This is a genomic window from Pseudoalteromonas sp. NZS100 (assembly GCF_015864815.1).
GTDB lineage: Bacteria > Pseudomonadota > Gammaproteobacteria > Enterobacterales > Alteromonadaceae > Pseudoalteromonas > Pseudoalteromonas distincta.
The window spans coordinates 203,057-214,828 of record NZ_JADYWM010000006.1; the positions used below are offsets into that span (position 1 = coordinate 203,057).

Annotated in this window: 11 protein-coding genes; 3 read left to right on the forward strand and 8 right to left on the reverse strand. The window is 38.5% G+C overall.

The window, feature by feature from the left end; all coding sequences use genetic code 11:
* The first annotated feature begins 55 nt into the window (after window positions 1-55).
* Entirely contained in the window at window positions 56-445 is a 390-nt protein-coding gene (locus I6E69_RS08630; protein ID WP_024595957.1) for a DUF2750 domain-containing protein, read from the forward strand.
* Between the two features lie 57 nt (window positions 446-502).
* Here I6E69_RS08630 and I6E69_RS08635 read toward each other — a convergent pair whose 3' ends face one another.
* Window positions 503-1,165 carry a TetR/AcrR family transcriptional regulator gene (locus tag I6E69_RS08635; RefSeq protein WP_033028321.1) on the reverse strand — a complete coding sequence of 221 codons (663 nt, stop codon included), beginning with the start codon at window positions 1,163-1,165 and terminating at the stop codon, window positions 503-505.
* 95 nt (window positions 1,166-1,260) lie between these two features.
* Here I6E69_RS08635 and I6E69_RS08640 point away from each other — a divergent pair, with 95 nt between their 5' ends.
* Together I6E69_RS08640 and I6E69_RS08645 are read left to right on the forward strand one after the other, a co-directional pair.
* Window positions 1,261-2,433, forward strand: coding sequence for a phytanoyl-CoA dioxygenase family protein (locus I6E69_RS08640; RefSeq protein WP_039490122.1), 1,173 nt, complete (start codon window positions 1,261-1,263; stop codon window positions 2,431-2,433).
* A 52-nt stretch (window positions 2,434-2,485) separates the two neighbouring features.
* A complete protein-coding gene (locus I6E69_RS08645) occupies window positions 2,486-3,439 on the forward strand; it encodes a dihydrodipicolinate synthase family protein (RefSeq protein WP_197121058.1) in 954 nt (317 codons plus the stop codon).
* A gap of 13 nt (window positions 3,440-3,452) precedes the next feature.
* Here I6E69_RS08645 and I6E69_RS08650 read toward each other — a convergent pair whose 3' ends face one another.
* From I6E69_RS08650 to I6E69_RS08680, 7 genes are all read right to left on the reverse strand, one after another.
* Window positions 3,453-4,316 carry an alpha/beta fold hydrolase gene (locus I6E69_RS08650; RefSeq protein ID WP_138488872.1) on the reverse strand — a complete coding sequence of 288 codons (864 nt, stop codon included), beginning with the start codon at window positions 4,314-4,316 and terminating at the stop codon, window positions 3,453-3,455.
* 139 nt (window positions 4,317-4,455) lie between these two features.
* On the reverse strand, window positions 4,456-5,319 hold the full coding sequence (locus tag I6E69_RS08655; protein ID WP_193226273.1) for a universal stress protein: 864 nt from the start codon (window positions 5,317-5,319) through the stop codon (window positions 4,456-4,458).
* A gap of 83 nt (window positions 5,320-5,402) precedes the next feature.
* The gene (locus tag I6E69_RS08660) at window positions 5,403-7,391 is read right to left on the reverse strand and encodes a tripartite tricarboxylate transporter permease (RefSeq protein ID WP_138488869.1); all 1,989 of its coding nucleotides are present in this window, start codon (window positions 7,389-7,391) and stop codon (window positions 5,403-5,405) included.
* A gap of 72 nt (window positions 7,392-7,463) precedes the next feature.
* The gene (locus I6E69_RS08665; RefSeq protein WP_138488868.1) at window positions 7,464-8,573 is read right to left on the reverse strand and encodes a tripartite tricarboxylate transporter substrate binding protein; all 1,110 of its coding nucleotides are present in this window, start codon (window positions 8,571-8,573) and stop codon (window positions 7,464-7,466) included.
* Window positions 8,574-8,865: 292 nt separating this feature from the next.
* Window positions 8,866-9,963, reverse strand: a complete 1,098-nt coding sequence (locus tag I6E69_RS08670) for a 4-oxalomesaconate tautomerase (RefSeq protein ID WP_138488867.1) — start codon at window positions 9,961-9,963, stop codon at window positions 8,866-8,868.
* Window positions 9,964-10,007: 44 nt separating this feature from the next.
* Complete coding sequence (locus I6E69_RS08675; RefSeq protein WP_138488866.1) at window positions 10,008-10,199, reverse strand: hypothetical protein; 192 nt, start codon at window positions 10,197-10,199, stop codon at window positions 10,008-10,010.
* A gap of 237 nt (window positions 10,200-10,436) precedes the next feature.
* A complete protein-coding gene (locus I6E69_RS08680) occupies window positions 10,437-11,762 on the reverse strand; it encodes an OprD family outer membrane porin (RefSeq protein WP_138488865.1) in 1,326 nt (441 codons plus the stop codon).
* Window positions 11,763-11,772 lie beyond the last annotated feature (10 nt).

Consider the following 11,772-nt stretch of genomic DNA (forward strand, 5'->3'; position numbering starts at 1 on the left):
CTCGATATACTTGTGTGCATATAATTGAGATATAGTAATTAAGAGTGAGCTAATTATGACAACGCCAAATTTAAGCGAAGAACAAGCAGTAATTTTAGGGCTTGGGGCAAAAAAACGCCTAGCCTATATGTTCGAAACCGTACAACAATTTAAACAAGTATGGATTTTAAACGACGATGATGGCTGCGTTATGCTTGCCAACGAAGATGACGACTGCGTACCAGTTTGGCCAACTCGTGAATTTGCAGAAGCATGGGCAACCGGCGAATGGGCTGGCTGCAGCGCTAAAGCAATCCCGCTTGCTGACTGGTTTAGTCGCTGGACACCAGGCCTTGAAGAGGATGATTTACTTATTGCTGCCTTTCCTACTGAGGAAGACGACGGCACGATATTGTTTTCAGATGAGTTTGAAAAACAATTAAGAGCACCGAAGAAAAAATATTAAACCTAATTACTAAATTTAAAACGCGGCCACTGTAAAGTAGGCCGCATTTTTATACGTTTATGTCAGTGAATCAATTTTATTTAACAATTCAACTTTATACTCATCTGTTGCATCAGCACTAAAAGTAATAAACATACCTATCAGCACTTGGTTTTTGTACTGCTGTAAATCAATATACCCGTTAACCCAATCTTGGCGAGCTAGTCGCTGACAACCAAACAGCTGCTTTGCTAACCATTTACTATCAACAAGACCATTCAAAAAGCCTTTTTCTTTAGCTGAAATACATAGCTGCTCTGCTATTTTTAGCGATTGACTAAAAATGCCTGTCGGTTGTTTATGTTCAAATAAATTACTACGCTCACCAGCAACAAACGCAGCTCGGTAAAACGCTTCATCTTTTTTAAATAATTCGAGTAAGTTATCTATAAACGCAATAGCGGCTTCTATTGGGTTTGTCATGTCGGGCTGTAGTATAACTTTTTCAATGCGAATGACCATTTCTTCGACCAGCACTTTGAAGATATCATGCTTTTTACCAAATAAATTATGAATAGTTGGTATTGAAACACCTGCAACAGTGGCTAATTCGCTTAATGTAAACGCATCAAAGCCTTTAGAGGCAATAAGATTTCGGGCATGCTTTAGTATATCAACCTTTCTCAACTCTTTGTTTTCTTGTCTTTTTTTATTACCCCGAGCGATATTTAGTTGCTCCATTTATTTTCTCCATAGAAAAACAGCTTGACCACAGTTTTTATTGTAGGTTAAGTTTTACTTGCGATAAAAACTGTGAAATACGTTAAGGACACATTATGACTAAAAGTATAACAAGATCGATTGATGCATGCGCCTCACATTACGGTGAAAATGCCAATGAAATGCGAGAATATTTACTTAATGGCGAAAAAAATGCTTTAGCTATGAATAATAGAGGCCCTATTGAGTTTGATGAATATGGTGATTTAGCACAAAACATTAAAAGCCAATACCAAGAATACGGCTTTTATATATTCGAAAACGTAATTGATAAAAAAGAGCTCGCCGAGATAGAAATAGAACTAGCCCAATTAAAAAAAACCTTCCCTTTAGAACCGTATGGAAAAACAACCGCAGATGGAAAACCAGCGTTAGGTGCTGATAATCAAGCACCTAATTTAATTTGGTCAAAATCACTTGGAGATCCACTTGGCGGAACCGCAATCGCTAATGGCCGACACCAAGTAAAATTATTTGAACCTGAAGCTGCTGACGATCTGCCTGCGTTTTCGCCTTTTGTATTGCTTGGCTCACTGCAGTTTTCTGAGTCATGCTTAAGAACGTACGCGCACCCTCAATTATTAAAAGTGGCCGAGGCAATAAATGGTAAAGATTTTGCACCATTTCATGAATGTCTTTTTATTAAAGATCCTGGCGTAGGCGCTGCCGTTTCATGGCACCAAGATGGTGATACTCATTGGGAAAATGAAAATTTTGATCAAGACATACACGGCTTTAACTTTATGGCGCAAGTTTTTGGCAGTACTGCTGTAAATGGTGTGTGGGTTTTACCTAAAAGTCATAAGGTTGGTAGGGTTGATATTAAAAAAATGGTTGCCGAAGCAGGTAGTGAGCGCTTAATTGGAATGGTGCCTTTAATTTGTAATCCCGGTGATGTTGTTATTTGTAATAGACAGCTTTTGCATGGTTCATTCGCTAACTCTGGATTTGAGCCTCGCGTTACTATTAACTTTGGGTTCCATAAACGTTCATCTGTATTAGGTGTCATGGGCTCTGGAATGCACTGTGAAGCTAAAGTTTACGATGAGTCACTTATTGAGCAGAGATCAAAAGTACTTGGCTATGCAATAGATGCTAGAAAACAGCACTTCCCTGACGAAACACCTTATCAATATCAACCTTTTGTTGAAGCCAATAAAACCTTTGATTGGGATGATCAGGCAAAACAAGAGATTAAAGATTATAACTTACTTGATTTAAGTATATAAAATCACTTAGCTCCTAATAATTTTAGGAGCTAATATTTAGTTGGATATCAATATGACTATAAAAAATGGAATATACCCAGTGATCCACACTCCTCTTTTAGAAGATGAGAGTATCGATTTTAAAGGGTTTGATAAATGTTTAGGTTATTACCTAGATACAGATATACACGGCTTAACAATTTTAGGTAGTGGTGGTGAACTCCCTTATTTTTCTGATCAAGAACAACTTAAAATTGTTCAGTACACTTACAATAAAGTGCAAAATAAAAAGCCACTTATCATAGGCGTAAACGCATACAGTAGCGCGCAAGCAATTGAAAAAATTACTGCTTATAAAGGTTACTCGAGTTATATATTACTGTTATTAACTCCTTACTATAAATCAAGCTTTGAAAACTACTTAAAAGCGATTGAGAACATAGCGCAGCATTCAACTTCACCTATCCTTTTTTATTATTTCCCTCAGATTACAGGGCATTATTTTTCAAACCAACAATTAATAAAACTGCTAAGTATTAAAAATATTATAGGTATTAAAGATAGCTCATTACATCTAGCAACAGCGCGCACCGTTTTAAATAAATTGCCTGATACTCGTTACTTTAGCGGATTAACTTTGGTGTACGAACATATAGCTGCCCATGGTGCTGCGGGTGCAATTTGTCCTATAGCAACTATTTTACCCATGCAGGCTGCTGCATTTTTTGAAGATTTAAATCTAAATAACACTAAAGAGATAAATAAACGTCGTACAGTATTAAAATCTGTATTGCCGATTGCTAATAATTTAAATATTTCAGTAAGTGTGCAAAACTCACTGCTTAATATTTTAATTCGTAGTCCTAAACCACTAATAAAGTCAGTAACCAGCCCTCATGCAAATATTAAAGAAGCACTCAGCCTTTTGGGATTACCAATACACGCAACGGTAAGAAGCCCTTTAGCGCCTATCAATTATGAATCAAAAGAAAAAATAGCTAAAATTTTAGCTTCTATAAAAATCTAAATTGTACTAATAGTTAATTTCTAAATGCCAAGTAAGCCTGCGTAATTGCATCTGGATTTTCTACTTGCGGATAATGCCCAAGCTCTACAAACTCTTGTACGCGCGCATTGGGAATAAGCTTTTTATAATGCTCAATCATGTGCTTACCAGAGATGGGATCTTCTGCGCCTGCTATAAACGTAAGTGGTATATTGCTATTTATGATGGCACCAACCCAGCGTTCTCTGTTTTGCTGCCTCTGCTTTATATAACTAATGAGTTTAGGCATAACGGCTAAACCATCTTTATAAATTAGCAACTCCCAAAGTGTGTCTACCACTTGTTTTGAAGGAGGTGTACTTTTACTAAAAATAGTAACTAAATTATTGGCAAATTTTTGTTTATTCATTAATTTTGGCACTATCCAACCTAGCTTTGAAAGTAAAAGCTTTTGTATAAATAATGGTTTATGCACCTCAGGAAATAACCCACCATTTAAAAAACACACGCTGTTTATTTTAAAGTCACTTTGGCTAACCACTTGCCTTGCTAATAACTCTTGAGCCACTGTATCGCCATAGTCATGAGCTAAAATATGTACATCATTAATATTTAACGTTTTTAAAAATTGGGTATATAAGTCGGCTTGTTCGGTAATTTTATAAGTAGCGTTTATTGGTTTATCTGACAAACCAAAACCTAGCATATCGAGCGTAATTACAAAATAATGTTCACTAAGCGTTTGCCACATACCTTCCCAATCCCAGCTAGCACTTGGAAAGCCATGTATTAAAAGCAGCGCAGGCTTAGTTATATCACCAGCTATTTTTGTAAATATTTGATGGCCATTTATATCAATGAATTGTCCATCTGATCTCCATTGAATAAGTGCTTTCATGGTGTAATACCCCTTTATTTTTATTATTGTACTTAGTTAGTTTTAACACAATTAATCAATGAGTCACTAAAAATAAAAAGCCGATATTGAACGTAAATATCGGCCTTTGGGTAAAATTTAATACAATTGTTATTACGCGCTAACGCGCCATAAATATAGGTAGCGTGGTGTTTGCAAGCACGTAGTTGGTCATGCCACCAAAAATTTGCTCGTGGATACGTCTGTGCGTAAATGCCCCCATTACAACTAAATCAGCATTATGCATTTGTGCCACTGACATAAACGCTTTTGGGGTTGATTGCCTACCATTATTAAAGGTAACAAATTCACTTTTAATACTATGCTGCGCTAAGTAATTAACGACCTCATTGCCATTTGGCCTTTTATTAACACTGTCTGCACTGGTGCAAATAATTACTTTTTCAGCTTGCTTCAATAATGGCAAACTATATGTAAGCGCACGGGCAACTTCTGTACTTGCGTTCCAACCAATCACTACCGTTTTTATATTAAAGTTGGTCATTTCACGCGGCACTAACAATATAGGTTTACCACTTCGCATAATCGACGCTTCAAAAGTAGAAGTCGATTTACCACTTTTTGACTGTGGAATAATAATTAAATCGGCTACTTTGCCTTGCTCTGCAATTATTTCACTGCGCAAACCCGAGTTTACGTGCCATGTTGCACTTGGGTGCGTTAAACTTGGACCACTTTTGTCGCTATATATTATATTTTGCTCGTCGCATAGGCTGATAAACTCACCTTTTAAGTTTGCTGACTCAGTACTTGCAAAGCGCCCAGCAACTAAATCAAGTTCTTTTACCAACTTAGAAGGTAATCCAAGCTGACCTATTGGTAAAAAACGTTTTGGATCAAGGTGGTTATGGTATACATCAAGATGAGCATTAAAATATTTAGCAATGGCTAACCCCCCTTTTAAGCGTTCCGTTACATGTCCGCTGGTAGAGAGCGGCATTAAAATTAATTTCGGCGAAATCATTTTTATATCCTCATTACATTAAAGGAAACAATCCAAGCATGGCAGCTTAAGAAGTTGAACGCTTTTTAACACTCAACCTGTCATTAAAGTGCTGTAAAGCTGGCTACCTCTTGTAAATAGCCTGTCGGTAAATCAAGTACCATAAAATGCGCAAGGGTAAGTAAAAATGCCAAGGCACAGGTGGTTAAAGTTAATGTTCTAACAATCGAAATACGCGCTTTTATAAGTAAAAATGTAATAAAGAACAACCCTATCGAAATAACATACCCCACTAAAAAACACCCAACTAATAAGCCGCATAGCCAAAATACATAATGCCAAAGCCCGGTAACACTTGAGTCATTTTCGTATCCTGCTGACACTTCGTTATCGTAATTTACAGCGTCATCTACTTTGTTAAGTAATAGCTTTATAAAGACGACTGCTGAGAGTATTAACATAAATGAGCACACAACCGCAGGGAATACTCCGCCTAAAAATGAGCGTTGGAACGAGTCATATAAACCATAAGCAAACACTAAGCTAACAAATGCTGAAAACGCAGTTTGTGGTTTTAGGTTGGTAGGTTTTGGTTCAGCATTCGCCGTATTTTTATTCGCTTTTTCTTTTTTAGCAGCCTTAATAGAGTGGCGTGCTGCAAAGAAAATAGAAAGCGCAGTTAACGCACCAATAATAATTACACCCGGTTTTAATAAAAACTCAATGCCGTCGAATTGGATAGCTTGATAAAGGTAAGTTTCCATCCCACTTGCAAGTACAAAACCGATTAAAAATGCAGGTCGTGGCCAACCAAAGCGCTTCATTAAAATACCTAGAATACCAATACCAATTAATGCAACTAAATCGCCTAAGTCACGAGTTGCCTGAAACGCTGCAAAAAATATTACCATCACCATAAATGGTGCCATTAACGTGTAAGGTATCGTTGTTACTTTGGCAACCCATTTAGAAATAAGTAAACACGCACCCGCGCCAATTACATTTGCAAGCGCAAGAGACCAAACAATGGTGTAAGTTATATCAAGGTCGGTGGTGATCATCGCAGGACCTGGCTCTAAACCAATTAATACCATGCCACCTAAAAATACCGCCATACTACCAGAGCCTGGAATACCAAATAATAAAGTAGGAATTAAACCACCGCCCTCTTTAGCATTATTAGAGGATTCGGGAGCAATAACACCGCGTATATCACCTTTACCAAAGTTTTCGGTGTCTTTGGAGGTTTGTACAGCGTGGCCATAAGAAATCCAATCAACAACACTGCCACCAAGCCCTGGTAACGCCCCAACTACACAACCTATTGCAGCACAACGTGTCGCTAACCATTTGTGCTTAACCACATCTTTAACACCTTCAAACCATCCACTTCCTAGCTCAGATGCCTCTGAAATAGAACGGTTTTGACGTAGTAAATCAATAATTTCAGGAAGAGCAAAAATACCCAACCCCACTACAACCAGTGGTATGCCATCCATTAAATAACCGTTATCAAATACCATGCGGTATTCACCTGTGGCAGGTGCACCGCCAAGCGAGCCTAAACAAAGTCCCAAACCACATGCACTTAGACCTTTAACCAAACTGTTACCGGCAAGTACACCTACCATGCTTAAACCAAGTAAAGTAAGCATAAATAGTTCGGCTGAGCCAAATGCTAAAATAACTGGACGAGCAATAAGTACAAACAACGTTAAAATAACTGCGCCAAATAAACCACCAAACAATGATGATGCAAATGCCGCTGAAAGTGCGCGAGCCGCTTGCCCTTTTTTAGATAGCGGAAAACCATCAAGTACGGTCGCTTGGGAACCACTAGAGCCTGGGATCCCCATTAAAACAGAGGTGAACGTGTCAGAAGTTGGAATAACCGCGACTAAGCCAATTAACATAGCAAGTGCAGATATTGGATCCATGCCATACAAAAACGGTAACAATAACGATAAACCCGCAATACCACCTAGGCCCGGAAATATACCGATTAACAGCCCTAAAAATACACCGCCGCATAAATACATTAAATGAGTTGGGGTAAGAATAGTTTGCAGCGCAATTAAAAATGCATCTAACATACTGCTCTCCTTTGATTAATAAAGTGGCTCACACTCGTAGAGCCACTTTGAATAAAACACATCAACATGGTTCTAAAAACGCGTGTTGTAGTTGTCGTTAAGGTATTGTCTTACCCACTCTTTATCTGTGTCTGAAATAGTAAGTGCTGAGCTCAATGTGTTAACCGCATCTTCGTGAATTAACTGCGGATATTCGCCAAGTACCAACTCTGATTCTTCTTTAAAGTTGTCTTGATCAATTACGCGCTGCGCAGCACTGCGCCAAGATGCAATCACGTCATCAGGCGTGCCTTGTGGTAAAAACAAACCCTTTTGAGCTGCAAATCCAGCAATGAAAAAAGTTTTCCATACGTTGTATTCAACACCTGTAGGTTTTTTACCGTGGATCATTTCGTACACTTCACCTACATGTGGCAAATCTGGAAAAGTCGGGTCGCGAACTATAACGCCGTCTTTATTTAGTACGCCAAACGACATAAGCGGAATTGCTTTACCTTCATCAACTAATGGTCGTACTTTTTTTAAGTACGCTGATGTTGTTTGAAAATCGATATCAACCTCGCCACGTTCAAACGATAAGCGAGCGCTACCGCGACCTTTCATACCAAAAATCGCATGAATATCTAAATCAAGCATGTCAAAAGCTAATAAGCCAACTAAATCCATTGATGCAGCACGTTGACTACCAAATTTAAGTTTTTGACCTTGTAATTTTGTAAGCTCTGCTGCGCTTTTTATACCTAGCTCTGGGCGCACATATACAACCGCTCCCGTAGGTGTAGCCATAATAACGTTCCAGCGTTTTACATTATATTTAACGCGTGAGTCGCCAAGTAAATAAGGTATTTGCGTAGAAGCTGACGTGCTAAAAACATTTAAGCCATCAGGTTTAGCGCGTCGCTCGAAGCGGTTTGCACCTTTAGTTGAGCCACCACCAGGAATATTTTTAACAACAACAACGGGCTTACCATTTAAGTGCTGTGAAAAACGAGGACCAAAAAAGCGTGCCCATGTATCAGAACCACCGCCTTCTTTAAATGGCACAACCCACTCTACTCGCTCGCCTTCAAAATTTACTTCATCTGCGTTTGCATATGCTGAACTCAAACCGCTTGATGCTGCTAAAACAACAAGTAATGCTTTTAATCGATTAGGTGTAAAAGTACTTAATTTAATATTCATAAATCGACCTCTGGTTTTCACTTTAATTATTTAAATAGGTCCTAATAACGGCTCTACATTCATTGCTTAAATGAAAGTATTTCGTTACTAGAAGTTAACAGCACCTAGACTAGTCTTCGAAACTGTCATCGACCTGTCATCGTTAATAAACTTTTAATATTTATATACCCTTTACAAAAAAAACCCAAGACATTGATTTTAAATACTTAATATTCATTTTGTTTTTTAGACAACATAAAAAAAGCGATGACAAAACCGTCATCGCTCAATTGGGTTGGTTGAAATTGTTAACTTACGCAGGTATATCCCATACTTTGCCAGGAATATGCACTTCACCTTTAAATAACATTCTAGCAGTGCGCATTAAGCCCGCTGACTTTATATTTAGGGTGTTATTGTTGTAGTTACCTTCAAGTAATAAATCAATTTTTCCACTTGGGTGCTCAACTACAATATTCTGAGATTCTTCTTCACTTTGAGTAATTATATCTTCGGTAATACTGCCAGGTAACATACAACTTACACTTACACATATTGCGCCAGTCACTGAGTGACTCGTATGGCAGTTTTGCGGTACAAAGTAGCGAGAGGTAATTGTGCCACCAAACTGTGCTGGAGAAAGGAGCCCAATTTTTGGAATAACCTTACCAGTTGCATCGCCTAATCCCATTTTTAATGATGCTTGTAAACGAATACTCTCTATTTTTTGTAATAGCCCTTTATTTGCATCTAACTCATACTTAGTTTCCCAGCCTGTAACATCCAATGATTTAGCCGGAATAAGTACCATAGGCATAGAAGCATCTACGCAACTTACCTCAACACCATCAAACGTATCACGCACAGACCCTGTAGGTAGTAACTCACCAGTCTTAGTGCCGCATACGTCAAAAAATTTAAGTAGAATTGGCGCACCAGATCCAGGTACACCATCAATGGTGGCATCGCCTTCGTATTCAACAAAGCCATTTGGAGTCTGTACAATAACTTCAATAAGTGTGTTGGTGTTGACGTTTCTTACTCTTACAGTGGTTTCACCTTCACTTGCAGTGACTAAGCCGTATTCAATTGCCATAGGCGCAGCACCCGATAAGATGTTGCCGCAAGAAGGGGTAATGTCTACCTCCATATCTTCTATGGCAACCTGCGCAAACAAGTAATCTATATCAGCATCGGCTTCGTTTGATCGAGAAATAATAGCCGCTTTACTGGTTAGCGAGTTACCGCCTCCTATTCCGTTTACTTGAAGCGGATCACCAGATCCCATTGCTGCCATGAGTATTTGTTTTCTTTTTTCCCACTCTCTTGGTAAATCATTTGCTAAAAAGTAGGTTCCGCGTGATGTGCCACCGCGCATAATGACACAGGGTATTTTTTTTTGAATAGTCATAATAATCCAACCAATTAATCTAATTAAATACGTGGCTTACACTGTTAGTTATTACTTAAAACAACAACGCATTCTAACGTTTGCTCTTGTGAGCTTATGCTTTCAAATACGTTATGCTGAACAGCCATTGGCGACAAATGCGATAATTTAGAAGGTGACTTACCATGTTGATTTTCGCGAACATGAATCGCTCGTGGAGCGGGTTTTAACTGTTTAGCTGCAAATAATATATTCATGATAATCACCCTTTTTACGTTGTTTAACACTTTGAACGGATAGAGCCCGAGTTATATGCTTAAATCTTGCTCTTTATCTAAGAGTAATCAGCTAAGCTGTCACTAACCTGTCATGTTAAAAATAATTGTATAAAAAGTAATATATTTTGATTGGCATAAAAAAGGTGCGCAATTACAATGAATTGACGCACCAAAACAAAAGGTCTTTTATCTTTTCAGACCATATCGGAGGGGAATTTAAAATTTAATAGTGTAATCAACATAAACACGATGGTCGGCTCGGTCGCCTTTAACACCATCTACACTACCCATTTCATCAGTGGTGTAATCTAAAAACATCCAGCGTAGACTTAAACCTTTAACCGCGGGTACTTTGTAACGAGTATCTATAGCCCAGTATTTTTCATCTGCCGTACCACCTGCTTTTCCAAGAGCTGAATTTTCTGCATCGCTACCGTTTGTGTAGTAAAGTTTTGTGGTTAAACCTGGTGCAACTGCTTTTAAGTTAATGCCTAAACGTGCCTGCCAGGTAGCTTCGTTTTGGTTTGTTAAATCGGCACCAATTAATGAACGTGTAGGAAATGGGTTAGTACCGTGATCGCCACTAAAGTTATCTTCTATCCATGCATCGTTTACTTTGGTAAACGCCGCACCCAATGTCCAAATATCTTTTTTCCAATTAGCATCTAAATAATAAGCAAAACCATCGTTTTCGCTTTTAGTAACGCCAGAAATCGCACCTAGTGCATCTTCGTCATCTAAATCGCCACCTTCTGCGCCGGTTACAAATAAATCACCGTCGTCTTTTGAGGTAAACACGCCGCTTGAAAGTGTTAACTTGCTTTGCTCAAGTTTAATATCGTAACTGGCTTTAAGGCCCATTTTGCTTAGGTAGTCGTGAGAGCTTAAATATTCAGCGTCAATTTTAAGTGCATCTTTTTTGTAACTTGCACCTACACCCCAAATTACACTAATAGCGCCCTTATCTGATTGGTCGGTTGAAAAGTCTTCCCATTTGTCATCGTGGCGTCGGCTCCATTTATCGTATGCGAAGCCGTATACTTTGGTATGGCCCATTATGTAATCACCAAATACACCTCTAAAGGTATTTGGGATAGCGCGGCTACCTGAGCTTTTTAAAAGCATGCTTTTGGTTTTTTGTCCGCCTACTTTTATATGCCCCTTATCGCCTAATTTAAAGTCGATAAAGTATTGGCCAAATTTAGAAAAGCTATCGTCTACACCGCCTTTTTCATCCCCTGCAGGTAAAATATTATTTTGTGCGCTGCCGGTTGAGTTGTAATTGAGCACGGTATAGTTAGACACTCCAAAGCTAATTAAGTCATTAAAATAGCCCGACTGGTAATTTAGCTCTATACCTTGTGCAAAGGTTGAGTCGTCACTGGCGTCGTTGTCGTAATCGCGGTCAAAGTAAATAGACCTAAGCTTAACGTTTAAATTGTCTTGTTCGGTAAGCCCATTAAAAGAAGCATACGAAGGAAGTGAAACACAAGTTAACATTGCGCCTGTTACTGCAAATATTTTAGAGAACCGTTGAGCCATAGTTATCTCC

What these genes read in the sequence shown, in the direction of transcription:
- I6E69_RS08650 (WP_138488872.1), bottom strand. Translation starts at nt 4,316, where the DNA reads ATGAAAGCACTTATTCAATGGAGATCAGATGGACAATTCATTGATATA.
- I6E69_RS08645 (WP_197121058.1), top strand. Translation starts at nt 2,486, where the DNA reads ATGACTATAAAAAATGGAATATACCCAGTGATCCACACTCCTCTTTTA.
- I6E69_RS08630 (WP_024595957.1), top strand. Translation starts at nt 56, where the DNA reads ATGACAACGCCAAATTTAAGCGAAGAACAAGCAGTAATTTTAGGGCTT.
- I6E69_RS08655 (WP_193226273.1), bottom strand. Translation starts at nt 5,319, where the DNA reads ATGATTTCGCCGAAATTAATTTTAATGCCGCTCTCTACCAGCGGACAT.
- I6E69_RS08665 (WP_138488868.1), bottom strand. Translation starts at nt 8,573, where the DNA reads ATGAATATTAAATTAAGTACTTTTACACCTAATCGATTAAAAGCATTA.
- I6E69_RS08675 (WP_138488866.1), bottom strand. Translation starts at nt 10,199, where the DNA reads ATGAATATATTATTTGCAGCTAAACAGTTAAAACCCGCTCCACGAGCG.
- I6E69_RS08670 (WP_138488867.1), bottom strand. Translation starts at nt 9,963, where the DNA reads ATGACTATTCAAAAAAAAATACCCTGTGTCATTATGCGCGGTGGCACA.
- I6E69_RS08660 (WP_138488869.1), bottom strand. Translation starts at nt 7,391, where the DNA reads ATGTTAGATGCATTTTTAATTGCGCTGCAAACTATTCTTACCCCAACT.
- I6E69_RS08635 (WP_033028321.1), bottom strand. Translation starts at nt 1,165, where the DNA reads ATGGAGCAACTAAATATCGCTCGGGGTAATAAAAAAAGACAAGAAAAC.
- I6E69_RS08680 (WP_138488865.1), bottom strand. Translation starts at nt 11,762, where the DNA reads ATGGCTCAACGGTTCTCTAAAATATTTGCAGTAACAGGCGCAATGTTA.
- I6E69_RS08640 (WP_039490122.1), top strand. Translation starts at nt 1,261, where the DNA reads ATGACTAAAAGTATAACAAGATCGATTGATGCATGCGCCTCACATTAC.